Origin of the sequence: Psychrobacter sp. SC65A.3 (assembly GCF_025642195.1) — a bacterium.
Lineage (GTDB): Bacteria > Pseudomonadota > Gammaproteobacteria > Pseudomonadales > Moraxellaceae > Psychrobacter > Psychrobacter cryohalolentis.
Window position 1 is genome coordinate 2001670 of the sequence record NZ_CP106752.1, and the last position, 26057, is coordinate 2027726.

Sequence of the window (26057 nt, forward strand, 5' to 3'; positions counted from 1 at the left end):
CTCAGCCGAGAAGCTCGATAGTATTTTTAATATCTCGATAGCGGAGACAACAACGGCGTCTTGACTTGCAAGGCGCCGTTGTACCAACACTGCTTAGGATTTGACTATAAACACAGCCCAACCTTTAGCACTTGTTATCCTTTAAGCTATCAAATACTTAGGCAGTCAAAATACCTTTGATGATATCAAGACCTTCTTGTAGCACTTCATCTTCAACCGTCAATGGCACCATCACACGAATGGCATTGCCATGCATACCGCAAGATGCTAGTAATAAACCTTGCTCAAATGATTTCGCTTTTAGGTTAGTCGTCGCTTCAACGTCAGGCTTACCATCACTATCGATTAATTCAAACGCGAGCATGGCGCCTTTATGGCGAATATGTCCGATACTACTTAAGTTTAAGCCCTTTAAAAATGACTCAATTTTGTCGCCAATTTCAATACTACGCTCAAGTAGGTTTTCCTCTTCGATGACTTCGATGACTGCTAAAGCGGCTACACAAGCAAGTGGGTTACCAGCATAAGTACCACCCAAGCCACCTACTTGCGGGGCATCCATAATATCGGCACGACCAATAACGGCAGAAATAGGATAACCACCTGCCAAGCTCTTGGCACTGGTCATTAGATCTGGCTCAACGCCCAATTGTTCACAGGCAAACAACGTACCCGTACGCGCAAAACCACACTGTACTTCATCAAAGATTAGGACGATGCCGTGCTCATCACAGATATCGCGTAAAGACTTAGCAAATGATGGCGTGACTTGATGGAAGCCACCCTCACCTTGTACTGGCTCGATAATCATCGCCGCCACTTCACTAGGATCGATATCCGCTTGGAAAATCATCTCAAGGCTATGCAATGCTTGTTCTTCAGTAACATTCAGCTCATCGCATGGGAATAGTGCATGGAATACAGGCCCTGGCATCGGACCAAAGTTCTTTTTGTATGGCAATACTTTACCAGTCAAGCTCATGCACATAAGCGTGCGGCCATGCCAACCGCCAACGAAAGAAATCACACCTGGACGACGGGTTTTTGCACGAGCAATTTTGATACAGTTTTCAACCGCTTCTGCACCAGTGGTCAAGAAGAACGCTTTGGTGTCGCCACTGATAGGCACTTTTTCGCAAAGTTTTTCGGCAAGATCGACATAGCATTCATAGTTAATCATTTGCGCAGCAGTATGGGTGAATTTGTCTAGCTGCTCGTGCACACGCTGCGTGATTTTTGGATGACTGTGACCGGTATTTAGTACTGAGATGCCGCCAACGAAATCGATATAACGATTGCCTTCAATATCCCAAACTTCTGAGTTTTTTGCTTTTTCGGCAAAGATAGGAAAAGCCACACCCAGTCCGGTTGGCAATACCGCTTTACGGCGTGCAAGTAATGATTGATTGGTAGTCATAAGAATGTCCTTTTCTTTCTTTTTACGTAGATGCCAGTGAAGTGATGGCGGTTTATAGAGTAAATTACAGTTGGGATTCATAGTACTGAACCCCGTTTCGCGCTATGTGACAATTAAATATGTGACCATTAAAATAGAATATAAAACTGAAAAGCTTAGCTGACGTCAGAACACCAGTATTTGGTCACAACATATTCTTCGATGCCGTATTTTGAACCTTCACGACCAAAACCAGATTGTTTGACGCCGCCAAATGGTGCTACTTCTGTTGAGAGCATGCCCGTATTATGTCCAACCATGCCATACTCAAGACCTTCGGTCACGCGCCAAGCACGCGCATAGTCGCTACTATAAAAATAAGCTGCTAGACCGTAGATAGTGTCGTTGGCTGCGCGAATAACTTCTTCTTCAGATGAGAAAGTAAAGACTGGCGCGATAGGACCAAATATCTCTTCGCTGGCAATATCCATATCAGCGCTGATATCGGTGATAACAGTTGGGTTGTAAGCAAGGGCTGACGCATTGTTCGTACTGCCACCAGCAATCAGGGTTGCGCCTTTGTCTAGCGCATCTTTTAGTAGCGCTTGTACTTTTTGTAAGGCTTTTTCATTAATCAAAGGACCAACGTTGACCCCTTCTTCCATGCCATTACCGACTTTTAGCTCAGCGACTTTTTTGATAAAGATATCTAAGAATTCATCTTTAATGCTGTCTTGAACATAAACACGGTTGGCACACACACAGGTTTGACCGGCGTTACGGTATTTAGAGGCGATTAGACCTTCAGCAGCTTTTTCAAGATCGGCATCATCAAAAACGATAAACGGTGCATTGCCGCCAAGCTCTAATGACAGCTTTTTAATCGTTGGAGCACACTGCGCCATTAAGGTGCGACCGACTTCGGTAGAGCCTGTGAATGATAGCTTGTGAATGCGAGCATCGCCGGTAAGAATATCGCCGATAACAGATGATTTGCCGGTCACAACTTGGATAACGCCTGCAGGAATACCTGCTTGCTCAGCCAATGCACCGAGTGCTAAGGCAGAAAATGGTGTTTCAGTCGCAGGTTTGATAATGATGGTACAGCCTGCTGCTAGTGCAGGAGCTGCTTTACGCGTGATCATCGCCGCTGGAAAGTTCCAAGGCGTGATGGCAGCACAAACGCCAACGGGCTGTTTTAATACCACATAGCGTAATTGCGAGTTGGTTGCAGGAATGACATCACCATAAACACGCTTGCCTTCTTCTGCAAACCAGCGGATAAAGCTATTGGCATAACCAATCTCGCCGCGTGATTCAGCCAAAGGCTTGCCCTGCTCGGCGGTCATGATAATGGCCAAATCTTCTTTGTTGGCATCGATAAGATCTGCCCATTTTTGCAGCAGCTGCGCGCGTTCTTGTGGGGTTTTAGCGGCCCAAGTGATTTGAGCTTCGTGAGAGTAAGTAACAGCATCATTGACATCAGCGGTCGTCAAGCTTGGCACCGTACCGATAACATCGCCGTTGAATGGATTGCTCACTTCAATAGTGGCATCATCATTGGCACCGTGCCATCCGTCTTTGATAAGACACTGCTGTTTGATCAAATCTGGGTTTGAGAGATTTAGGGTCGTATTTAGCATCGTAACACTCCATGTTTGTCGCTATTACTTATTTATTATTTATAAAGCTATCTAACGTTGGCATAAGCTTGTCTTTTTAAACAGCTATTAAACCAATGAAAAATTGACGTAAGCAGTCAGTAATAATGATTGATAATATATGCACTGTTCAATATACTGAACAGATATTCCATATATGAGACATCATTATAAGAACGATGCGATACTCTTTGCAACCGTTATTTTGATAGTTCTCGAACATATTTTTTATTTTTACTTTTCAACTGACATTTTAATAGGCAACTTATGAGTACCAGCGCCGTTCCTGCTCTAGACAAAACGTTTCAAATTCTGGATTTAATCACGGCAAGCCAGCAGCCCTTAACGGCAGCTTATATTGCAAAAGAGTTAAAGCTACCACGTAGCTCAACGCATAATATTTTGCAAAGCCTACTTACCAAGCATGTCATCTATAAGGATAGCGAAGGGCGCTTTCACTTAGGGTCTTACTTGCTATATTGGGCGGGTAAATACGAGCAGCAGCAAGGGGTGGTGCAGTTATTTAAAGACCTTATCATGCAATATCCTATCCTGTTACAGCACACCGTCACCCTGTCCAAAATGGATTTGGGCGAAGTGGTTTTTTTAGCATGTCATGAAGCACCAGCTCCGCTTGGTTTTACTTTCCGTGCTGGTGTGCGCGTACCAGCAGTATTTTCTGCCACGGGCAAAGCTATGCTTTCAACCTTGCCCATGCATAATATCAAATCACTTTATGAAGGTATCTTTCCAGAGCCAATGACACCTAACGGAGTTACCAACTTTGAAACTTTAGCGGATGAAATTGCTGCCATACAGCAGAGCCGTATTTCACTGGATGATGGGCAATTGCGTGATGGTATGTATTGCTTAGGGACTTACATACGCAATGCGTCGGGCAATGCGGTTGCGGGTATGGCAGTCAGCTTTTTACAAGCAGAATATGAGTCCAAGCGTGCTGAGGTCAGTGCTGTACTGATTGAATTGGCGAAGCAAATTGAACAGCGTTTAGGTTTCATTGATTAGCAATAAAACCTAAACGCTACTATTTCCTTGTTTAAAGAAAGAAAAATTTATACCAGTAGCACTTTATGATATTTGTACTTATTTTATTTAGGGCTGACTATAAGCCCTGACAAAAACGCCTGCAAATTGTCATTGAGCTTTTGCAGGTAATAGCCGCCTTCGACCAAGACAATTAGGGGTTTAATCAAACAATCCCATCAGCTTTCAATTTGGCGATCATATCGCTGTCATAGCCCAAATTACTAAGCGTGCTGTCAGTATGCTCGCTCAAACGCGGTGGCGGTGTACGATAAGTGACAGGCGAGCCTGAGAGTTTAATGGGGCTACCAAGTGCTCTTACCGGACTGCCTTGCGCGGCAAAATTAACAATCATCCCTCGTGCCATCGCCTGCGGCATAGCCAAAGCTTCTGCAACATTATGAATAGGACCGCAAGGAATACCTGCCTCATGCAAGCGCGTAAGCCAATATGCACGTGGATGCTCGGCAAATGCGTTTATGAGCCACTCACAAATCAGCTCACGATGGGCAACGCGTTGAGGGTTGGTCGCAAAACGACTGTCAGTATGCCACTCTACGGATAACATCTGGCATAGTCTGGCAAATTGACTGTCATTACCGCAGGCTAAAATGAAATGCTCCTCCCCTGCACCGGCAAACACTTGATAAGGAACGATGTTAGGGTGACCATTGCCCAGTCTCGGCGGTACCTCACCAGATGCCAAATGATTCATACCAACATTGGCGAGCATTGCCAGCGCACTGTCTAGTAACGCGACATCGACATGTTGACCCATTCCAGTATGCTGGCGCGCTATTAACGCCGCTTGAATACCAATCGTCAGCTGCAAACCTGCAAACAAATCTACCACTGCCACGCCAACTTTATGCGGTTCGCCATCAGTAGGTCCAGTGATGCTCATTAGCCCTGACAAACCTTGAATAATATAGTCATAGCCCGGAAGTTCAGCATCGGGACCTGTTTGCCCAAAGCCCGTTAGTGAGGCATAAATCAGACGTGGATTGCTTTGCTTTAGACTCTCATAGTCCAAACCATATTTTTTCAGACCGCCAACTTTAAAGTTTTCTACCACGATATCGCTTGTTTCAGCGAGCTGCTTAATGATGGTTTGTCCAGCAGGCGTGGTGATATCGACCGTAAGGGATTTTTTATTGCGATTAATGGTAGCGTAATAAGCGGATGTATCATCGCTGAATTTTGGCGGCGCCCAATGACGGGTTTCATCACCGATATGTGGACGCTCAACCTTGATCACATCGGCACCAAGGTCGGCGAGCACTTGAGTGCAAGAAGGACCTGCCAATACCCGCGACAAATCAAGCACCTTGATACCATATAATGCGCCTTGTGATACAGCATCAGTCGCAATATCAGCGGTAGCATTATTAGTAAAGTTGGCTTGTTCAGGCTGTTGTGTCGTTGTAGTGACAGTCATAATAATCCCTTATTGATAACGTATTTTTTATAATGATAAAAATGATAAGACAGTGCCTAGTCCTCATTTATCTAATTCTTTAGAACTACTGCTAAACCAGATATAAATGAGGACTAATAACTAAAAAACGCACGCTACTGCTTATCAAGTGCTTCGTAAGAAGCACAACAGTAACGTACGTTAATGGTCGGGAAATTAGCTAATACTTATTAGCTAACAACGCTTAATAAAATGCCTGAATCCCAGTCTGCGCACGACCTAAGATGAGCGCATGAATATCATGGGTACCTTCATAAGTATTGACCGCTTCTAAATTCATCACATGACGAATAATATGAAACTCATCAGAGATACCATTGCCGCCATGCATATCACGGGCAATACGGGCAATCTCTAGCGCTTTGCCGCAATTATTACGCTTAATCAGTGAAATCATTTCAGGCGCCGCATTGTCCTCATCCATCAAACGGCCAACACGCAATGCTGCTTGCAGACCTAGTGTGATTTCCGTTTGCATATTGGCAAGTTTTAGCTGTACCAACTGTGTCGCTGCTAGCGGACGACCAAATTGTTTACGGTCAAGGGTGTACTGACGAGCCGCTTTCCAGCAGAATTCAGCGGCGCCCATTGACCCCCAAGCGATACCATAACGGGCTTTATTTAGGCAACCAAACGGACCTTTTAGACCACGAATATCTGGGAAAGCATTGGCTTCAGGGACAAACACTTTGTCCATAACAATCTCACCCGTGACAGACGCACGCAATGAGAACTTGCCTTCGATTTTCGGTGCGGACAGCCCTTTCATACCTTTATCTAAGATAAAACCACGAATGTCACCGGCATCATCTTTTGCCCAAACGACAAATACATCAGAAATCGGGCTATTGGTAATCCACATTTTATTACCAGTCAGCTCATAACCGCCTGCCACTGCGCGCGCGCGCGTTGACATTGATGAAGGATCTGAACCCGAATCCGGCTCTGTCAGACCAAAGCAGCCGACATATTCCCCAGTTGCCAGTTTTGGTAGATATTTTTCTTTCTGCTCTTCTGTACCATAGGCATGTATCGGGTGCATGACCAAGCTTGACTGCACGCTCATCGCTGAACGATAGCCCGAATCCACCGCTTCCACTTCTTTCGCAATCAAGCCATAAGCCACGCTTGACATGCCAGCACAACCATAACCGTCGATCGTCACACCAAGAAGACCCATCTCGCCCATCTGACGCATGATATCGCGGTCGAAATGTTCATTACGATTGGCCTGAATGATACCCGGCATCAGCTCTTTTTGAAAAAACTGACGCGCACTATCCGTTACCATGCGCTCTTCATCTGTAAGCTGGTCACGTAATAAAAATGGATCTTCCCAATCAAAACGCGGGCTGCTAGAAGTTGCCATGTGGTGCTCCTTGTTGTCAATCATCCTGACCGACGATTAATGGTGAATATGATGCTTTGGCTAAATTTACTATTGACTTCAAAATTCCGCTATGCGAAACTTAGTTTCATAATATGAACTATTTAAGCAAAATTTTAGCGTCCTGTAAACCCTTATTCATTCAGATGGTTATAAAATGAGAAAAAATATGCTGGTAGCCGCACCATTATTGGATCGATTAAATAGCTCCCTTACCCAAGGTAAAGAAGACAACGATAGGCAATTTGTCACTGCCCTTGGACGTGGCTTAATGATATTGGCAGCTTTTGAGCATGAGGAGGCGCTTAGCCATCAGCAGTTATGCCAGATGACAAAATTGCCAAAAGCGACAATTACTCGTCTGATTCATACCTTGATGACGCTTGGATTTTTGCGCGTGACGCTACATGGACAGTATCAATTGGGTAGTAGTGCGGTGCGATTAAGTGCAACAGCGTGGAGTCGTCATGATTTAGTGGCAGCAGCTGAACCGTTATTGCGGCAGTTTGCCAGTCAAAACGAGGTGTCGGTGAATTTAGCAACCGAAGTCGAAGGGGAAATGCGCTATCACGCTTGCTGTCGTAGCCCTGCCCGCCTATCGGTCAATTTGCAAGTTGGCTCAGCCGTTCCCGTCGCCCGCACTGCTATTGGACGTGCTTTTTATGCGGCTAGCTCGCAAATAAGACAGGCTGTTATTCGTAGTAATTTACAAGAGCAGCTATCAGCAGAAGATTATAACCATGCGCAGGGTGCTTTATCTGACGCTGCAGACCATTATAAAATGCATGGTTATACCGTATCGGATGGTGAGTTCTCTACGGACATATTAGCAGTGGCCGTTGGTGTCTTTGATGTTGCGACTGGGCAATATGCGTATTCACTCAATGCCAGTGTCCCAAGTGCTAACTGGGAAAGCAAAGACTATGCGGCGATGATAGTACCTAAGTTGCAAGTGTTGGCTGAAAGGATTGGCAGCGGGGTTTAGACTAATTGAGTTGCCAGGTAAGTTTTAACTTAGTTTACCAATGATAATAAAGCGTTTCGATACAATCACAAAGTGATTTGGTCTAAGTGCTATACACTTTGTAGCAAGTATTTTGTGCTAAAGCGTAAGAGACGTTAAAATTTAATGCAAATACCAATAATAAAAGTAATATGCCATAAGCTATTGATAGAAGCGACTGATACATAGGCGGATCGCTATAGCCACCGTGAGATTAAATGGAATCTCATGGTCTCGGTCGCAAGCTTATAAAGACAAGCGGATGACATCGCCATGAAACTGCGCAAAATCAATATTGTCATTCAAACCAATAACTGGCAAATTGACCTTGTTGAATAATTGCTTTTTTTACCCTTCATGCGCCGTCCTCGTCACAGCTTACAAGGTGCTTTTTAGACCTTACCACCAGATACTGACAGTCGGTTTCAATTTTATTTTTAATATTTTCTGCCATTGATTATAGGTGATTTAATCATAGCTACGCGACAAACGGTCATTAAAACATAAGCTTAAGGTTTTTTTTGGAATTATTAAAGCCTAAGAGTAGCAATTGCAAGGTCTTTATCGGTCTGCCGTTACTTAATTGATATGGAGCCGTGATATTATAGGCGTATGATACACACCACAAATTTGAGCCCCTAAGGGCGTTTGGCCTGCTTTTAACATGTTGGCTTTTAGCGCTTTCGCTCATTTTAAAACTCTTACTTAATCTTTCTATATTGAATCATGAATAGCGGCAAAGTTACCAAATAACTTACTGCCGCATTTTTTAATTCCTATTTTTTATAGTTGAGCCTTGTTATGCCCGATTCCAGAACCAATTTGAACCCTGAGCCTGAACACAACTCCCCTTACCTAACCGGTGTTTTGCTACGCTACAGCACCTTTGGCGCCGCAATCTTGCTGTTTTTAGCAGGATTACTCCTCGTCAACTGGGCACTCATCATCATCGGTGGACTCGCCGTTGGGCTAGGTATTTATGACTTATTGCAGTCTAAGCACTCTATCTTAAGCAACTATCCTATCGCCGGTCACATCCGCTATGTGTTAGAGGATTTCCGTCCTGAGATTCGCCAGTATTTGCTAGAAGACGATAAAGAGCAAGTGCCGTTCTCACGTCAGCAGCGGGCCTTGGTCTATCAGCGCGCCAAAAACGTCAGCGATACCAATGCTTTTGGCACTTTGGACAATTTATATGCTCATGGTAAAGAATGGTTTTTGCAATCTGCTGTCAGTGAGCCGATTAAGAATAAAGACTTCCGCATCATTGTGGGCGGTGAGCGGTGTAAGCAGCCGCATGATATGTCAGTGTTTAATATCTCAGCGATGAGCTTTGGCAGTTTGTCTGCTAATGCCATTATGGCGCTCAATCAAGGCGCAAAAATGGGCGGCTTCACTCATGATAGTGGTGAAGGCGCTATCAGCCCTTATCATCGTAAATTCGGTGGTGATTTGATTTGGGAGCTGGGTACAGGTTACTTCGGTTGCCGCGATGACAATGGCAACTTTGACCCACTGTCATTTGCCGAAAAAGCTGTTGACCCGCAAGTCAAAATGATTGAAATCAAACTATCACAAGGTGCTAAGCCCGGTCAGGGTGGCGTGTTGCCAGCAGAAAAAATCACCCCAGAAATCGCTAAAACCCGTCAAGTGCCGATGGGTCAAGACTGCGTATCACCTGCTTCGCACTCTGCTTTTAGTACGCCTCGCGAATTGGTTGTGTTTTTACAGCAGCTACGGGATTTATCAGAAGGCAAGCCAGTTGGCTTTAAGCTTTGTATTGGTCAGCCTTGGCAGTTTATGGCGATTGTCAAAGCCATGATAGAAGCCGATAACTACCCTGATTTTATCGTCATTGATGGTGCTGAAGGCGGCACGGGTGCTGCACCTGTTGAGTTTATGGATAGCGTCGGCATGCCATTGATCGATGGTTTTTTATTCGTTCACAACACCTTGGTTGGGGCAGGTATCCGCAACCAAATCAAACTTGGCGTGAGTGGCAAAATCGTCTCAGGTTTTGATATCGCCCGCCTATTGGCATTGGGCGCTGATTGGTGTAACTCTGCACGTGGCTTTATGTTTGCTGTCGGCTGTATCCAATCACGCTCTTGCCATACCAATACCTGCCCGACAGGTGTGGCAACCCAAGACCCTTATCGTCAAAAAGCACTTGATGTACCAAGTAAGGCTGAACGCGTTGCCAGTTATCATAAAAATACCCTAAAATCGCTTGCCAGCATCGTTGGCGCAGTCGGCTTACAGCACCCAAGTCAATTGCAGCCTTATCACATTGCACGCCGTTTGGATGATGGAAAAATTAAGCTATTGTCGAAGTTCTTTTATTTCACCGATAAAGGCGCCTTACTTGATCATAATGCGCGATCAGAGGTCTTTAATCAGATGTGGGTAATGGCAGATTCGTCGAGCTTTTTAGCCAATAATGATGCGCTGATTGCTTATAATAAAGACTCGCGCGATATTGGTAAAGAAACAGGTGCGCCAACAGAAAAAACGGTTGGAGAGGTAGACGTCAATATTGATGGTGGTAAAATGATTGGCAATGTCAATAATACCGTCCGCGATTTTATACCGCCAACTGTTTAACCATTTAACAGTGTTTGGCTGTGACAATCACGCAATTTATTTCCTTATAAAAGATAGATGATTGATGCCAAACACTGTTTTCAAAAAACTTCTTCATGTACTGCCAATGATGCTTATGGCGCTTATGGCGCTTATGACTGTTGGTATAAGTGCTTGCCAACCAACTGATAGTAATCAGGCGGACACTGCTTCTACTGATTGGTCATGTCAATCACACAACACACCGTTTGCTTATAGCACTTGTCATATTCAGTCTGATTTGTTGACAGATAAGCGCTATTCATTACAGTTGTTTTGGCAACAATCTGACAGTCGTCAACCGCTACTGACTTTCGATAATCTCTTGAGCACACTGCCCCCATCGCAATCTTTGAAGTTTGCCATGAATGCGGGCATGTACAATGAAAATTATGCACCCATTGGCTATACCGTCATCAAATCTGAAGAGATACGTGCATTAAACCTGAAAGAAGGCGGCGGCAATTTTCACCTCTTGCCAAATGGTGTACTGTGGTGGGATAAGTCTGGCAAGGTACAAATCACTGAAAGCAATGCCTTAGCCGAGCAGCTAAAAAACAGCACTGCAAAGCCATTGTATGCCACCCAATCAGGTCCTATGCTGGTTATTAACGACGCTATCCATCCGCAGTTTGACCCTGATGGCACCTCAGCTAAAATTCGCAACGGTATAGGCGTGTGTAGCGATGGCAGTCTACAATTTGTCAATAGCGAAGCACCCGTGACCTTTTATCAGTTTGCCTCACTATTTAAAAACGAATTGAAGTGTCCAAATGCTTTATTTTTAGATGGCGGTATTGCATCCGCTTTATACGCACCCACGATAGATAAGCACGATAAAAAAGAGATGGGCGTGATGATTGGACTGGTTGAGTCAACACAATAGACCATAGTATGGTTACTTACATTCCACCAATTCATCATCAGTAATACCATATCTACTGAGACTGCATCTTTTTAGACTCACTGAGCCACATTAAGTATTTATTAATAAAAATGAAGGCACTATTACTCTTAATAATAGTGCCTTTTTTGTGCTTACTTAATCCTTTTCATAACATCAATAACTGGGAAATAGCGATTCCAATAAGCTCAACTTACATTCTATTTACTTTTGTACGCTTTGATAATCATTGGTTAACAATAATGCTCATTATGGAAGTATCGTTTACTGAACTGCTATACAGGTAGCAGATATGTACTACAGACTAGCCCCTCATCCTTGGGCTATATTACTGAGCAAGCAGGGATCGCCAGCTTTTCCAAAGGTGATTTAGGTGCGAAGTATTGAAATAAGTATTAGAAATTTGAACAGCTACACAACGATTGCTAGCAAGCGTTAATAGCTAGCATACTGGTTTAGAGGACAAGCTAAGATTGGATGTCAAAAATGACTTTTATTTTAATGTCATTTAGATTTTAGGCTATTTATATCATTCTTAATAATTTAACAATAATAGTAAAAAAGGATAATGGCTCATGGATAATATCAATCGTACAGTAGTAATCAATGACAACGCTGACCCTATCACAGGTGAGCCAGGTTCACATCCAATTGGTACGGCTCTTGGTGGTACAGGCGGTGCAGCAGCAGGCGCAGCTATTGGCGCTATTGGTGGTCCACTAGGTATGCTGATTGGTGGCGCTATTGGCGCTATCGTCGGCGGCGTCGCAGGTAGCTCAGTCGGTGAGATGCTAGATCCAACGGTAGAATATGAATACTGGCAAGAAACTCATACCACGCGCCCTTATTATCACGAAGATTATGATTACGATACCGATTATCATCCAGCCTATGCAGTAGGTTATGCAACCCGTGCACATTATCCGAATGCTACGCGCTTTGAGGAAGTTGAAGCTGAACTTGAACAGCGCTGGTATGAGGTAAAAGGCGATTCACGCATGACTTGGCTACAAGCAAAAGACATGGTACGCGATGGTTGGGATAAGACCCATGCTCGTATGAATGGTGAAAACTATGAGCCAAAAGAGTACGTCCATTATGCAGGTCATAGAGAGCCTATTGAGCCGATCCATCATGGTGAAGATAAGCCGCATCCAGTGGCGACTGGTACTGGCGCACTTAGTGGCGCAGCAGCAGGTGCAGCCGTAGGCACAGCAGTTGGAGGTCCAGTTGGCACCTTAGTTGGTGGCGCTGTTGGGGCCATCGCAGGTAGCAAAGTTGGACATGAAGCAGGCGAGATGGTCAATCCTACCGATAGCTTAGAAGCTCATGAGAAGCCGCATCCTATTGCTAGTGGTACTGGTGCACTAGGCGGTGCAGCAGCAGGCGCTGCTGTAGGTACAGCAGTTGGTGGTCCAGTCGGTACAGTAATCGGCGGCTTAGCAGGCGCAGTTGCTGGTGGTGCTGGCGGCCAAGAAGTTGGTGAAGCCGTTAATCCTACTGATCAAAATGAAGTACAACGAGAAGCCAATCCTGTTAGTAGTGGTACAGGTATGGTCGGGGGTGCAGCAGCAGGCGCAGCTATCGGTGCAGTAGGTGGTCCAGTAGGTTCAGTCGTAGGCGGTGCCGTTGGTGCAGTCGTCGGTGCAACAGCTGGTAACGCTGTTGCCAATGCCTTTGAAGGCAATATGGAAGAAGACACTTACTGGCGTACTCAGCATGCGACGACTGACTACTATAACCCGCAATATGACTACGATACCGATTATCGTAATGCCTATGGTTATGGTTATGCGCAGCGCAAGCAGTATGGTAACGATCAAACGTTTGAGCTGGTAGAGCAAGACTTGCAGAGAGATTGGTTAAATTCACGTGGCAACTCACGCTTAGAATGGTCAGATGCTAGATTTGCCGTACGTGATGCGTGGAATCGTCCTATTATTTAATTATTAATGATGAGGCAATGATTGCTTATCGTAAACAATTAAAATGTTATAAAGAAACAGCTTCTATTAAATAATAGAAGCTGTTTCTTTATTCTGATTTATATCATCTAAAAACTGACTGCAATGCTAACATTCAATTACTCTAAATCTAATATAATATTAGCGCGCCATATAATTGGTCATATCTTCCACGCCATGTAACGTCATCGGATACATCTTATTATCAAACAGTTTTTTAATCTCAACGATGGTTTGGGTATATTGCCAATAGGTTGGAGTCTCAGGATTGAGCCAAGCAACTTTATCAAAGTGCGCGAGCACCCTCTTTAACCAAACAATGCCTGCTTCATTATTCATATACTCAACGCTACCGCCTACCGTCATCAGCTCATACGGTGACATCGACGCATCACCCACGAAGATAACACGATACTCTCGCCCATACTTATTAAGCAATTCAAAGGTTGGCATAGGCGCGCTATGGCGACGGTTATTATCCTTCCAGACATAATCATATAGACAGTTATGAAAGTAAAAAAACTCTAAGGTTTTAAATTCATTTTTCGCCGCAGAAAACAGTTTTTCAAGCGCTTCGACATGAACATCCATACTGCCGCCCACATCAAATAACATCAGTACTTTGACACGGTTACGGCGCTCTGCTTGCATATGAATATCGAGCACACCCTTTTTTGCCGTGCGCTTAATTGTCTCATGAATATCGAGCTCATCAGCACTACCGGTCCGTGCAAACTGGCGCAGATTGCGTAGCGCCATTTGAATTTGACGAGTACCGAGCTGATTATCGTCATCAAGATTGCGATATTTGCGCTGCTCCCAAACTTTTGCCGCGCTACGCTTGCGTGACTCACCGCTGACACGCACGCCCTCAGGATGGTCACCATAAGCGCCAAACGGTGAGGTGCCACCAGTACCGACCCATTTACTACCACCTTCATGACGCTCTTTTTGCTCTTTTAACCGCTCTTCCAACGCCTTCATCAACTCCTCAAGCGAGCCGTACTTTTTTAGCAGACGTCTTTGCTCATCGGTCAGGTTCTTTGGATCGAGCTTTAAATCGAGCCATTCTTTGGGCACGTCCGTTAGCTTGGCCAACAGCTCATCCATGTCTAAACTATCGACGCCTTCGAAATAATCTGCCATGGCACGATCAAACTTATCAAAATGGCGCTCGTCTTTGACCATACATAGCCGAATCAGACGATACATGTCTTCACGACTGGCGAAAGTAGTCAATGCTGGATCTTCAGGGTGCGGCTGCATCATCAGCCCTTGCTCTAACGCAGCATTTAAATCGAGCAGCTCGCGGGTACTGACTGGCACGCCATAAGTACGCAAGGTGTAAAATAGTTTGATAAACATAAGAGTCGTATCACTTATTGGCTGATATTATTATCTGGTGATATTGCTGATATCATTAATTGATACAGTCATAGGCTAAGCGCTGGCATTGACTTTGATATCTGATGTTAAAATCAATGCAAGCTACAAATATTAACGACGCATCATATTAGCAAAACGCTGCAACAAACTCACATCGGCTTCGTTTTTCAGCAGGGCACCATATAGTGGCGGAATAGACTTTTCACCGCGCAAGTTTTCTTCTAACTCTGCTTGAGCCATATCATCCGCCAATAATAGCGTCAACCAATCGACCAACTCAGACGTTGATGGCGGCTTTTTGAGTCCTTGAACGTTACGTAGTTTATAAAAGATATCAAGCGCGTCATTGACCAGCTTTTCTTGAATATTGGGAAAATGCACCTCAACAATTTGGCGCATGGTTTCCTCTTCAGGGAAATCAATATAGTGAAAGAAGCAACGACGCAAAAACGCATCCGGTAGCTCTTTTTCATTGTTTGAGGTGATAATAACCACGGGACGCTGCGCCGCTGTGATGGTTTCGCCCGTCTCATAAACATAAAAAGACATCTTATCAAGCTCGTGCAACAAGTCATTTGGGAATTCAATATCTGCTTTATCAATTTCATCAATCAATAATACACTACGCTCTTTGCTGGTAAAGGCATCCCACAATTTACCCGGCTTGATATAATTGCCAATCTCATAGACTTTATCGTCACCCATTTGCGAATCACGCAGACGCGATACCGCATCATACTCGTACAAACCCTGCTCTGCCTTAGTCGTCGACTTGATATGCCACGTAATCAGTGGCATACCTAAACTTTCAGCAACCTCTTCTGCTAGTAAAGTCTTGCCTGTACCCGGCTCACCTTTGATAAGTAGCGGTTTTTGTAGCGTCATTGCCGCATTGACTGCCAATTGCAGATCATCAGTAGCGATATAGCTTTGCGTACCCGTAAATTTGGTTTTTTTATCGGTCATAATACAATCTCATTTATTGTTATCGTTAAAAGGTTTTAAGAGCGTTAATAAATTGTCATTTAGATTAGCACAGCCTTATTGATTGCCAAAATACTCATGCGTTCGCAGATATTTATCATATAAAAAAAGACACGCATGGTGTCTTTTATAATCATTAGAAAAAATGCATGAATCATGAATCATGAATCATGAATCAGGAATCAGGAATCAACACTGTCAACTAGAAAGGAAATACTTTAAAAGGTTATAGCGTTAAAGCAATCGCATTCAGACTAATCATTATTTTTAGATACAGGCGTATCCTTTTTTAGATTAATTGCTGGATCAATATCTTTAACTGCCCCCACTTCATCAGATTCTGTCGCCAAATAATTGCCAGAAGCTAGCTGCATATTTGCTTGCGTGTCCTGTGCAGTACGACTGCGAGCTTTATCTAAGCTTGATTCAAAGGCACCGCGAATAAGCTGCCAAACAAAACCAACAAATAAACCAACAAATAATACCACCATGATGGGCAGCATATTGGCAATCGCCCCAGTCGTGTCCTTCATCATAATCGCATAGACCACGCTGATACTGGCAGGTGCAATTACGCTTGGGTCACCCAGTGCTGTACCTGGTGCTAACAATACAGCAAACAGTATCATCCAACTCATGCCGCCTAATGGACGTGGTAGTATGCGCGCGACCAGTAGCCAAAGTACTAACACGATAATGACGCCACCAAGATAAGCATACATTGGTAAATCTGCTACCGGCACGTCTTTTACCAGCTGCCCCCACCAAATAGCAATCTCACCGAGAATATCGCTGATGGCTTCTAGTGGTAAGCTGTGTAAGATATTTTTTAACCAGTCCATGCGTGTTTTATTACCTGCGTTCGTAAATAGTGCGGAATAGTGATTATATTAATAAACTGCTAGTTTATCATGACTATTCACCAAAATGCATGACACTATATATTTTGATATTTCGACATTTCATCTGTATCTATATACTCTGTTCAAAAAAGCCAGCTAAAAAATTAGACTTGATAAAATGAGCTGCAAAATATCGACGTAAACCTTGTTAAAATATAATTTTATAACTATTACGTATTATAAATACTGTCTTGAGATTCACGGGCACGCAATTCTGCTTGGCGGCGCATGACATCTTGTGGTGGTAATTGTACAAAATACCCTTGCGACGCTAGCTTTTCTAGCACTTCTTCTTTGTCCACTCTAGCAAGTGTAGGCGTTGTACCCAAATCCAGATGCATGACAAACTTGCTACGACCTAAGCCTGCACGAAAGTCTTTGGGTAACACACCCAGCCAATCCTTGATCTCATCCGTATCATTCGGATAATCAGGACGGGCAATATAGATATACATATCATCATGTTTAAGGAATTTATAAATATCGCAATGCATAAAAACAACCTATCAGAAACTATCGTCATAGATTAGCATATTTCAAGCCATTATCAGTAGTGACTTTACGTTCAGATAAGGTAAAGCATCCCAAATACTATCGCAACTTAGCTTAAGAGAAAGTAAGGAACATCTTCATATGAGCACTCTGTATCCCTTGTACGGTCAGGCATGATGCTCATAGATAAATTTTATACTTTTAAATTTTGATAATAAATGCTTCAGCTTTATTTTATATTGGCGCTATGTAATTTTACAGAAACACATGTACTCTATTTTGCTGTCGTTCGATGTATTGTCCGTATAAAAAAGCATGTTTGCTAAAATTATTCACTATAATTTATATGATGGGTTGTAAAAAAGCTGTGAACCTTTCATAATAAAAGCGTTTTTCAGGAGAGAGTCTTTAGCCTAATGTTAGTAATGCTCATATTAACGAGTTTGTACTGACAGCCGCTACATGACCACCGAAGGCGCATCCACCCTGCTAATCGCTCAGGTAAAAGGACTGAAAAACACATGTCATAACGGTTTATTTGCATCACGCTGATTGGCGTATTGTTCTTCAAACCTTAGGCATAACAAATCTGGAGAGCGGTAAGGACGGACGACGTCTTACCCACCGAAGGGGAGAAAACGCGACATCATTGCTCTGTTGAAGAATTACGATGATGGATCGTGTTGAAAATCTCAGGTCACAGGACAGATAGGGCTTCCCTCTAAACTGACGTTAAGCGTTTGTTTGGCGGATAGTTTTATCTTATTTCTGTACTACCCTTGGTTGCAATGCTTGTACCCTGCAATATTGCTTCTCGCTACTATGATCATGTACATCAGCTCTAATACTTTTACTAAGTATAGCTAATGTCCACATAAGGATTTGTTATGACCGATACTCAAAATACTAACAGCCAAGCTCCTCAACGCACACCCCTTTATCAGTCTCATGTCGAGAGTGATGGCAAACTGGTGGATTTTTCTGGTTGGGAATTGCCAATCCATTATGGCTCACAAATCGAAGAGCACGAAGCGGTGCGTACTGATGCTGGTATGTTTGATGTCTCACATATGGTCGTCGCTGATGTCACAGGTGCTGACAGCAAAGCATGGCTACAAAAGCTACTGGCTAATGATGTCGATAAACTCAAAACCGTCGGTAAAGCGCTATATTCTGGCATGCTCAACGAGCAAGGTGGCGTCATCGATGACTTAATCGTTTACCTGATGAACGAAAACGCTACTGAATACCGTATCGTCTCAAACGCTGCTACTCGCGATAAAGACATGGCGCAATTTGACAAAGTCGCTGAAGGTTTTGACATCAGCATCACTGAGCGGCCAGAGCTTGCCATGATTGCCGTGCAAGGACCAAACGCCGTTGAAAAACTGGCGCAAACCAAACCTAGCTGGGCAGATACCTTAGCTGGTCTTAAGCCTTTCGTTGGTGCTGATTTAACAGACATCGAAGGTACAGATTGGTTCGTCGCTCGTACGGGCTACACCGGTGAAGATGGCGTCGAAGTCATTATGCATGGCGATGATGCGCCGGCGTTCTTTGAGCAATTAAAAGCCAATGGTATAAAGCCTGCCGGTCTTGGCGCTCGTGATACATTGCGTATGGAAGCTGGCATGAACCTCTATGGTCATGATATGAATGAAGATGTTAGCCCTTATGAGTGCAACATGGGCTGGACACTGGCGCTAAAAGACGATCGTGACTTTATTGGTCGCGATGCTATGGTCAGTAAACGCAAACAGTCAAAAGATGACAATACTGCTATGAAGCAAGTGGGCTTATTAATGACTAGCCGTGGCGTATTACGTGAAGGTATGGAAGTGACCATTAATCAAGGCACTGATAAAGAGCAAAAAGGTATCATTACTAGTGGTACTTTCTCTCCTAGCCTCAAAAATTCTATCGCCATCGCCCGTGTTCCTGCTACCCTAGCAGAAGATGACAATGTGCAAATTGATCTGCGCGGTAAAGGTAAGTTCGTCGATGTACGCGTGCTTAAACTACCGTTTGTCCGTAATGGCAAGCAGCAGTTTGACTCGTAGGCAACAGAAAATCTATTATTAGCTTTCTTTTTTATTAATTAACCTCTATCACCTAGGAGAGAAACCATGAGTAATATCCCAGCAGAACTAAAATACATCGCCAGCCACGAGTGGTTACGCTTAGAAGACGACGGTACTATCACGGTTGGTATCACTGATCATGCTCAAGACCTATTGGGTGACGTAGTATTTGTTGAATTGCCAGACGTAGGTGACATCATCGCTGTCGATGACGAAATCTCTGTTGTTGAATCAGTAAAAGCCGCATCTGACGTTTACGCGCCTATTTCAGGTGAAGTGGTTGCTATCAATGAGGCCTTAGAAGATGATCCAGAAATCATCAACTCTGATCCATATGGTGAAGGTTGGTTCTTCAGAATGAAGCCTGACAATATCGCTGACTATGAAGCACTGCTAACGGCTGATGAGTACGAAAACGAGCTGTAATATCAGTCTTATGCTCTCTTAAAAGCAGCATTTAACTTTAGTATTGCTGCTTTTAATATTTTTATTGATAAGACAGTCTTTGATAAGATTGTTATTTATAAAATGTTTACTGATTAAAAGAAGCAACTCGACAGATACTGGCAAGCGCTGGTATCTGTGCGCTTTACTTTTAAGACAATAATGGCAAGACCGTGTTTTCAATGCAGTATTTTCAAGACAATCAGCACTCAATTTATGACGCCCAACTGCTATCTGATTTATTCATATTAATCACTCGTCAGACATTATTGAAGATATGCAATCGATAATGCCTGAAGCTGATTACTCATTCCTCAGCATGGATCCTACTATGAATTCTAATACTGGCAATAAAGACATTCTTGCGACGCCTAGTCACACCCCGCAGCTGCAAGCATTTTGTGAGGTGGTAGAGTCGCGCCGTTCGGTACGCCGATTTACAGATGCGCCGATACCTGACGATGTATTAGCAGACTGCCTGCGTTTGGCGATGCTTGCCCCAAACTCAAGCAATCTTCAGCCATGGGAATTTTATGTTATTGATGATGCTGGTAAGCGTAAGCGCGCGGTCAAAAACTGTATGAATCAAAACGCAGCAAAAACCTCAGCACGTTTAATCGCTGTCGTTGCTCGTACTGACGTTTGGCATGACCATGCAAAGCAAATATTGCGTGAATACCCTGATATGCCGGTGCCAAAAAAAGTCAAAGACTACTACAACAAAGTCGTTGCCTTAGATTTTTTGCGTGGACCTGCTAACGTGGTATCAGTAGCCAAATGGGGCGCCATTCAAGTAGTCAGACGTATAAAGGGTCCTATAAAATCGCCTTATTATACCTTTGAAGATACCAAAAATTGGGCAACCAATAACACCGCATTAGCGGCTGGAAACCTGATGCTTGCCTTACGCGCGCATGGATTTGATAGCTGCCCGATGGGCGGTTTCGATGAGCCTGCTATGAAGCGCTTATTAAAACTGAGTGATAATCATCATATCGTTATGATGATTGGTGCTGGGGAGCGTGCTGATAATGGCGTTTACAATACCCAGTTCCGCTTTGAACAAGACCAATTTGTATATTACGTATAACCTGCTACTACCCTATTTTTATTATAGCCATCTCCTTTATTCCTATATTTACCAAGGATCACCATGACTATCTCTCAAAACCCAACTCTTGATACGTTTGAAGGCTTGTTCAATGAAGCCGAATTTGTTTATCGTCATCTTGGCTCAAATGATGCCAAACAAGCTGACCTGCTCAGCGCTATTGGTTATAGCGACATGGCAAGCTTTATCAATGATACCGTGCCTGAACCAGTACGTCTGCATAAAGAATTAGATTTGCCAGTGGCGATGAGTGAGCACGCAGCGCTTGCCAAATTGCGTACCATGGCAGATGACATCACTGTTAATAAGAGCTATATCGGTCAAGGTTACTCGCCTGTGCGTATGCCAGCAGTTATTCAGCGCAACGTCCTTGAAAATCCAGGTTGGTATACCGCTTACACGCCTTATCAGGCAGAAATCGCTCAAGGTCGCCTAGAAGCCTTGCTTAACTTCCAACAAGTTTGTATCGACCTGACTGGTCTTGAGCTTGCTGGCGCCTCACTGCTTGATGAAGCAACGGCTGCTGCTGAAGCGATGGCAATGTCAAAACGTGTCAGCAAAAGCAAGTCTATGCAGTTTTTCGTTGATGACCGCGTCTATCCGCAAACGCTAGATGTTATTAATACTCGTGCCAAATATTTTGGTTGGGAAGTGGTTGTTGGTGATTTTGAACTGGCTAAATCAGGCGACTATTTTGGTGCATTATTCCAATATGTCGGTGTTGAAGGCGATATTAAAGACCTAACCGACGTTATCGCTGCCGTTAAGAAAAATAAAACTTATGTGAGTGTCGTCAGTGACATCATGAGTTTGGTGTTACTAAAATCACCAGCGGACATGGGCGCAGACGTGGCATTGGGTAGCACGCAGCGTTTTGGTATTCCAATGGGCTTTGGTGGTCCACATGCCGCCTACTTTGCGTTCTCTGATAAAGCCAAGCGCTCAGCACCTGGTCGTATCATCGGGGTATCAAAAGACTCACAAGGCAATACTGCCCTACGTATGGCGCTACAGACTCGTGAGCAGCATATCCGCCGTGAAAAAGCCAACTCAAACATCTGTACCTCACAAGTACTATTGGCAAACCTAGCTGGTATGTATGCCGTTTATCATGGTCCAGGTGGTGTAAAGCGTATCGCTACTCGTATCCATGCATTTGCGACTGCCTTCGCTGACGTCATCAAAAACGCCAACGATAGTAATTTAAATGTTGTCCATGATCAATTCTTTGATAGCGTTGTGGTTGATTGTGGCTCAGAAAAACTTGCTAGCCAAATCTTTCAAAATGCTGACAATGTTGGTTATAACTTATGGCGTCTTGGTGAGACCAAATTAAGCGTTGCATTCAGTGAAACCAGCGATCAGAAAGACTTTAATGTCCTAACTCAGCTGTTCGTTACTAAAGCACATGATCTACCAGAAGACGCTCGTGTCTCTCTTGATAGTGCTCATTTACGTACTGATGCTATCTTATCGCATCCAGTATTCAACTCGCATCATACCGAGCATGAAATGCTGCGCTATTTAAAATCGCTTGAAGACAAAGATTTGGCGATGAACCGCAGCATGATTTCACTCGGTAGCTGCACCATGAAATTGAATGCCACCAGTGAGATGCTACCGATCACTTGGCCTGAATTTGCCAATGTGCATCCTTTTGCACCGCGTGACCAAGTCACAGGCTACGTTGCTATGATTGATAGCTTGCAAGAGCAATTAAAAGCCATTACCGGTTTTGATGATGTCTCTATGCAGCCAAACTCTGGCGCTTCAGGTGAATATGCAGGCTTGCTAGCGATTCGTCGTTATCATGAATCACTCGGTGAGACTGACCGTGATGTTTGCTTGATCCCTATGTCAGCGCATGGTACTAACCCTGCGACTGCTATGATGATGGGCATGAAAGTGGTTGTGGTCAAAACTGATGACAATGGCAACGTTGATATCGATGACCTAACTGCTAAATCTGAAGAGCATAGCGCGCGTCTAGGTGCATTGATGATCACCTACCCATCGACGCATGGTGTGTTTGAAGAAGGTATCCGTAAAATCTGTGACCTCATTCATAAACATGGCGGTCAAGTTTATATGGATGGCGCTAATATGAATGCGCAGGTTGGCATGATGCAGCCAGCTGACGTTGGTGCTGATGTACTGCACATGAACTTGCATAAAACCTTCTGTATCCCACATGGCGGCGGTGGTCCTGGTATGGGTCCTATCGGTATGAAGGCGCATCTGGCGCCATTTATGGCTAACCATACTTTAAGCCCTGTGCACAATGCACAAAAAGACTGCTCAGCAGTATCAGCAGCCCCTTATGGCTCAGCGAGCATTTTGCCTATTTCATGGATGTACATTGCCATGATGGGACGCGATGGTTTATTAAAAGCGACCGAGCTTGCGCTACTGAATGCCAACTATGTTGCCGCTGAATTAAAAGACCATTACCCTGTGCTATATACGGGTAAAAACGGTCGCGTTGCTCACGAATGTATCATCGATATTCGTCCTTTAAAAGAAGAGACGGGCATCAGTGAAAGCGATATCGCGAAACGCTTGATGGATTATGGTTTCCACTCACCAACCATGAGTTTCCCAGTAGCGGGCACCTTGATGATTGAGCCGACAGAATCAGAGTCAAAAGAAGAGCTTGATCGCTTTATCAGTGCTCTAAAATCTATTAAAGCGGAAGCGCTGAAAGCCAAAGCGGGCGAAGACAACTGGACGTTAGAGAACAATCCATTGGTCAATGCCCCGCATACAGCTGCTATGGTAATTGACGGCGAATGGACCTATCCATACAGCCGTGAGACAGCAGCATTCCCACTGCCTTATATCCGCACCAATAAATTCTGGCCAAGTGTGGCACGTGTCGATGACGCCTATGGTGACAAAAACCTCATGTGTTCGTGCCCAAGTATCGAGAACTATATGTAATCCCAGTTTTATATAGTCTTAGTTTTGATACTTTATAAAAGATAAAAATAAACCTCCAAGTCAGCAGCTGATTTGGAGGTTTTTATTTTACTACTAACATTTAGCGCTATAATAAAATGGCTATTAATCTATTCATATCATCCACTTGGTTAGAATCACATATGCAGAAAAATAATCTTGTCATTCTTATCCATGGTCTGCACCAAACGGCTTGGATTATGCGACCACTTGCCAAACGCTTACAAGCAGCAGGGTTTAAAACTCATCAATTTGGCTATCGTAGTATGCGCGATGGTATTCAAACCAATAGCCAACGGCTTAATAAGTGGCTTGAAAAAAATCATCATCCTGATGAGCCGATACATTTGGTCGGTCATAGCTTGGGCGGTTTGATTATTCGTGATTTTGTTACTCAGTATCCTAAGTGGCAAATTGGTCGCTGCGTGACCCTTGGGACACCGCATATGGGCAGTATTTGTGCGAATTATATTTGGCGGCTGAGCCCTGCTATCGTTGGGCAATCCTATATCGATGCATTAGATGGCACCGTTGGGCCATTACCTGAGCATATTACCCTTGGCGTGATTGCTGGGAATCGTCCATACGGTTTGGGTCAGATATTTCTGCAATATCATAATCGCAAATTACGCCAAGCTCATAACCCATTGCTTGATGAACATCTGGTGCATGATGGCACCGTCTATTTAAAAGAGACCAAACTTGAAGCAGCGGCTGACCATTTAATCCTGCCTGTATCGCATACCGGCATGTTGATTGATACTAACGTTGCCAAGCAGACAGGATATTTTTTACAGTACGGTCAATTTGAACGCAGATAAGTATCAGGCGTTAAACCCTATACATTGATACCCATGCCTTGCTGTAGCTCGGTTTTATGCGCTTCGATAACGGGAATAAAGGTGTGCATTACCCAATCATGACGCCAGCCTTTCAACCCTTGCGGCAACTCGCTGATATCTTGATCAAAAGCAATCACTTCATATAATTGCCCAAGCCATTTTTTACGCATCAAGACATTGGCAGGTACGCCGGTAACTCTTGCTTGATCATCTATCGTTTTTTGTACCGCTTTTGAGAGTACTTTATTCTTTGAGCGATACGGCGGCAATAGAGAATCTGGATATTCTGCAGGATGCAGATTTTTTGCTTCCTTTATCACTTTGAGTAATTCTTCACCATACAGTCGCAACATACTGCGATGTATCGTTGTCTTATGCGCAAGCTCACGCATCGTGTTTGGTTTTTCAGTGATAATCTCACGCACCGCTTGTTTTTTTATGACAAAAGTACGTGGCTGATTGGTTGAGCGCGCCAGCTCTTCACGCCATGTGGCTACCGCCTGCAATATGGCCATTTGCTCAGAGGTATAGCGATAATCTGCCATGGTTAGATACATCTGCTCGTCTGCAACATTTTGAGCATCATATAAGTCGTTGGCGTAAAGCTGACAGTCTTCCCAGACATACTCATAGAGACCTTGAGATTTTAGGGCGTATTCAAGACTCAAATATAACGCAGGTAAAAAGCGCACGTCATCAATCGCATACTGCTCTTGCTCATCTGATAATGGACGCTGTAACCAATCTGACTGGCTTTGTTCCTTATCAATATGCATATCGAGCTGCTCATCAAGCGCTTGCTGGTAGCCCATCTGTAATTGACCTGTTAAGTAGGACAAGGCAATTTGCGTATCAAAAATATTGGTCAGCGGCGGGCAGCCGGACAATAGATAAAATATACCTAAATCTTCACCACAAGCATGCCAGATAGCCACATCAACTTTCATAAGTGCTTGCCATAGCTCACTCAGCTGTAACTGCGGCGCATCTAATAAATATACATGATTGCCAGTATTCAGCTGTATCAGTGCTAAGCGTGGATAATAGGTATCGCGCTTGATAAACTCGGTATCTAATGCCACACGCCCGCAAGTGGCCAATGCCTCAATCACTTCATCCAACTGGCTTTGCTTACGCACCCAAGTGACGGTAACCTCATCAGCAATATCTAATAATGCGTCAATATCCGGCTCTACTGGCAGGTCTACTAATTTGGCTGGATTGATTGAATGGTGTAATTCGTCAGCCGAAAATGTATTTTGAAGGTTTGATTCGGTTGGAGCAGTGTTAGACACGGGCAGATACCTGCATTGATAAGAGAGAATAAAACGCTAAAGCACGTCTTAATAAAATTAAAAGAGAAAGCGATAAAATAATATAAGCAATTATAACCACATCA

General features: G+C 43.9%; 18 protein-coding genes, 3 pseudogenes and 2 riboswitches. Of the genes and pseudogenes, 12 read left to right on the forward strand and 9 right to left on the reverse strand.

Features of this window, described 5'->3' with window-relative positions:
* Window positions 1-157: 157 nt before the first annotated feature.
* Window positions 158-1417, reverse strand: a complete 1260-nt coding sequence (gene gabT / locus OEG80_RS08405; RefSeq protein WP_263240348.1) for a 4-aminobutyrate--2-oxoglutarate transaminase — start codon at window positions 1415-1417, stop codon at window positions 158-160.
* 155 nt (window positions 1418-1572) lie between these two features.
* The gene (locus OEG80_RS08410; protein ID WP_149408755.1) at window positions 1573-3039 is read right to left on the reverse strand and encodes an NAD-dependent succinate-semialdehyde dehydrogenase; all 1467 of its coding nucleotides are present in this window, start codon (window positions 3037-3039) and stop codon (window positions 1573-1575) included.
* Window positions 3040-3324: 285 nt separating this feature from the next.
* On the opposite strand from OEG80_RS08410, the gene OEG80_RS08415 reads away from it, so the two are divergent.
* Entirely contained in the window at window positions 3325-4083 is a 759-nt protein-coding gene (locus tag OEG80_RS08415) for an IclR family transcriptional regulator (RefSeq protein WP_263240350.1), read from the forward strand.
* Window positions 4084-4267: 184 nt separating this feature from the next.
* Here the strand turns inward: OEG80_RS08415 and OEG80_RS08420 are convergent, their stop codons facing one another.
* Window positions 4268-5539, reverse strand: a complete 1272-nt coding sequence (locus OEG80_RS08420; protein ID WP_149408757.1) for a CaiB/BaiF CoA transferase family protein — start codon at window positions 5537-5539, stop codon at window positions 4268-4270.
* Window positions 5540-5762: 223 nt separating this feature from the next.
* On the reverse strand, window positions 5763-6947 hold the full coding sequence (locus OEG80_RS08425; protein ID WP_020443096.1) for an acyl-CoA dehydrogenase: 1185 nt from the start codon (window positions 6945-6947) through the stop codon (window positions 5763-5765).
* Between the two features lie 175 nt (window positions 6948-7122).
* On the opposite strand from OEG80_RS08425, the gene OEG80_RS08430 reads away from it, so the two are divergent.
* The 6 genes and pseudogenes from OEG80_RS08430 to OEG80_RS08450 form a co-directional block, all read left to right on the forward strand.
* Window positions 7123-7950 carry an IclR family transcriptional regulator gene (locus OEG80_RS08430; protein WP_149408758.1) on the forward strand — a complete coding sequence of 276 codons (828 nt, stop codon included), beginning with the start codon at window positions 7123-7125 and terminating at the stop codon, window positions 7948-7950.
* 207 nt (window positions 7951-8157) lie between these two features.
* A pseudogene (locus OEG80_RS08435) lies at window positions 8158-8307 on the forward strand (DIP1984 family protein); the annotation flags it as partial.
* A 462-nt stretch (window positions 8308-8769) separates the two neighbouring features.
* Complete coding sequence (locus tag OEG80_RS08440; protein ID WP_263240352.1) at window positions 8770-10572, forward strand: FMN-binding glutamate synthase family protein; 1803 nt, start codon at window positions 8770-8772, stop codon at window positions 10570-10572.
* 64 nt (window positions 10573-10636) lie between these two features.
* Window positions 10637-11476 carry a phosphodiester glycosidase family protein gene (locus OEG80_RS08445; protein ID WP_149408760.1) on the forward strand — a complete coding sequence of 280 codons (840 nt, stop codon included), beginning with the start codon at window positions 10637-10639 and terminating at the stop codon, window positions 11474-11476.
* 593 nt (window positions 11477-12069) lie between these two features.
* A pseudogene (locus tag OEG80_RS12995) lies at window positions 12070-12549 on the forward strand (glycine zipper domain-containing protein); the annotation flags it as partial.
* An 81-nt stretch (window positions 12550-12630) separates the two neighbouring features.
* Window positions 12631-12810 (forward strand): annotated as a pseudogene (locus OEG80_RS08450) (glycine zipper domain-containing protein); the annotation flags it as partial.
* A 789-nt stretch (window positions 12811-13599) separates the two neighbouring features.
* Here OEG80_RS08450 and OEG80_RS08460 read toward each other — a convergent pair.
* The 4 genes from OEG80_RS08460 to OEG80_RS08475 form a co-directional block, all read right to left on the reverse strand.
* A complete protein-coding gene (locus OEG80_RS08460) occupies window positions 13600-14823 on the reverse strand; it encodes a vWA domain-containing protein (RefSeq protein ID WP_263240354.1) in 1224 nt (407 codons plus the stop codon).
* Window positions 14824-14955: 132 nt separating this feature from the next.
* A complete protein-coding gene (locus OEG80_RS08465) occupies window positions 14956-15810 on the reverse strand; it encodes an AAA family ATPase (protein ID WP_149408763.1) in 855 nt (284 codons plus the stop codon).
* 272 nt (window positions 15811-16082) lie between these two features.
* Window positions 16083-16670, reverse strand: a complete 588-nt coding sequence (locus OEG80_RS08470) for a hypothetical protein (protein ID WP_011513154.1) — start codon at window positions 16668-16670, stop codon at window positions 16083-16085.
* Between the two features lie 230 nt (window positions 16671-16900).
* Window positions 16901-17224: a YcgL domain-containing protein gene (locus tag OEG80_RS08475; RefSeq protein WP_149408764.1), complete on the reverse strand. Its 324-nt coding sequence runs from the start codon at window positions 17222-17224 to the stop codon at window positions 16901-16903.
* A 383-nt stretch (window positions 17225-17607) separates the two neighbouring features.
* Window positions 17608-17745: riboswitch (glycine riboswitch) on the forward strand.
* Window positions 17746-17801: 56 nt separating this feature from the next.
* A riboswitch (glycine riboswitch) is annotated at window positions 17802-17940 on the forward strand.
* A gap of 169 nt (window positions 17941-18109) precedes the next feature.
* Between OEG80_RS08475 and gcvT the strand changes: the two genes are divergently transcribed.
* The 5 genes from gcvT (at window position 18110) to OEG80_RS08500 (ending at window position 24637) form a co-directional block, all read left to right on the forward strand.
* A complete protein-coding gene (gene gcvT / locus OEG80_RS08480) occupies window positions 18110-19282 on the forward strand; it encodes a glycine cleavage system aminomethyltransferase GcvT (protein ID WP_020443087.1) in 1173 nt (390 codons plus the stop codon).
* Between the two features lie 66 nt (window positions 19283-19348).
* Window positions 19349-19729 carry a glycine cleavage system protein GcvH gene (gene gcvH, locus OEG80_RS08485; RefSeq protein ID WP_011280078.1) on the forward strand — a complete coding sequence of 127 codons (381 nt, stop codon included), beginning with the start codon at window positions 19349-19351 and terminating at the stop codon, window positions 19727-19729.
* 349 nt (window positions 19730-20078) lie between these two features.
* Entirely contained in the window at window positions 20079-20837 is a 759-nt protein-coding gene (locus OEG80_RS08490) for a nitroreductase family protein (protein WP_263240358.1), read from the forward strand.
* A gap of 63 nt (window positions 20838-20900) precedes the next feature.
* On the forward strand, window positions 20901-23798 hold the full coding sequence (gcvP, locus tag OEG80_RS08495) for an aminomethyl-transferring glycine dehydrogenase (RefSeq protein WP_263240361.1): 2898 nt from the start codon (window positions 20901-20903) through the stop codon (window positions 23796-23798).
* Window positions 23799-23959: 161 nt separating this feature from the next.
* A complete protein-coding gene (locus tag OEG80_RS08500; RefSeq protein ID WP_149408767.1) occupies window positions 23960-24637 on the forward strand; it encodes an esterase/lipase family protein in 678 nt (225 codons plus the stop codon).
* Between the two features lie 17 nt (window positions 24638-24654).
* On the opposite strand, the gene OEG80_RS08505 is transcribed toward OEG80_RS08500, so the two are convergent.
* Window positions 24655-25953, reverse strand: a complete 1299-nt coding sequence (locus OEG80_RS08505) for a ribonuclease D (RefSeq protein ID WP_263240364.1) — start codon at window positions 25951-25953, stop codon at window positions 24655-24657.
* Window positions 25954-26057: the final 104 nt, after the last annotated feature.

Excerpts from the sequence above, each read along its gene's own strand:
- OEG80_RS08445 (WP_149408760.1), top strand. The coding sequence starts at position 10,637 with ATGCCAAACACTGTTTTCAAAAAACTTCTTCATGTACTGCCAATGATG.
- OEG80_RS08425 (WP_020443096.1), bottom strand. The coding sequence starts at position 6,947 with ATGGCAACTTCTAGCAGCCCGCGTTTTGATTGGGAAGATCCATTTTTA.
- OEG80_RS08490 (WP_263240358.1), top strand. The coding sequence starts at position 20,079 with ATGAATTCTAATACTGGCAATAAAGACATTCTTGCGACGCCTAGTCAC.
- OEG80_RS08415 (WP_263240350.1), top strand. The coding sequence starts at position 3,325 with ATGAGTACCAGCGCCGTTCCTGCTCTAGACAAAACGTTTCAAATTCTG.
- gcvH (WP_011280078.1), top strand. The coding sequence starts at position 19,349 with ATGAGTAATATCCCAGCAGAACTAAAATACATCGCCAGCCACGAGTGG.
- OEG80_RS08470 (WP_011513154.1), bottom strand. The coding sequence starts at position 16,670 with ATGGACTGGTTAAAAAATATCTTACACAGCTTACCACTAGAAGCCATC.
- OEG80_RS08500 (WP_149408767.1), top strand. The coding sequence starts at position 23,960 with ATGCAGAAAAATAATCTTGTCATTCTTATCCATGGTCTGCACCAAACG.
- OEG80_RS08475 (WP_149408764.1), bottom strand. The coding sequence starts at position 17,224 with ATGCATTGCGATATTTATAAATTCCTTAAACATGATGATATGTATATC.
- OEG80_RS08430 (WP_149408758.1), top strand. The coding sequence starts at position 7,123 with ATGAGAAAAAATATGCTGGTAGCCGCACCATTATTGGATCGATTAAAT.
- OEG80_RS08460 (WP_263240354.1), bottom strand. The coding sequence starts at position 14,823 with ATGTTTATCAAACTATTTTACACCTTGCGTACTTATGGCGTGCCAGTC.
- OEG80_RS08410 (WP_149408755.1), bottom strand. The coding sequence starts at position 3,039 with ATGCTAAATACGACCCTAAATCTCTCAAACCCAGATTTGATCAAACAG.
- OEG80_RS08465 (WP_149408763.1), bottom strand. The coding sequence starts at position 15,810 with ATGACCGATAAAAAAACCAAATTTACGGGTACGCAAAGCTATATCGCT.
- gcvT (WP_020443087.1), top strand. The coding sequence starts at position 18,110 with ATGACCGATACTCAAAATACTAACAGCCAAGCTCCTCAACGCACACCC.
- OEG80_RS08420 (WP_149408757.1), bottom strand. The coding sequence starts at position 5,539 with ATGACTGTCACTACAACGACACAACAGCCTGAACAAGCCAACTTTACT.
- gcvP (WP_263240361.1), top strand. The coding sequence starts at position 20,901 with ATGACTATCTCTCAAAACCCAACTCTTGATACGTTTGAAGGCTTGTTC.
- OEG80_RS08440 (WP_263240352.1), top strand. The coding sequence starts at position 8,770 with ATGCCCGATTCCAGAACCAATTTGAACCCTGAGCCTGAACACAACTCC.
- gabT (WP_263240348.1), bottom strand. The coding sequence starts at position 1,417 with ATGACTACCAATCAATCATTACTTGCACGCCGTAAAGCGGTATTGCCA.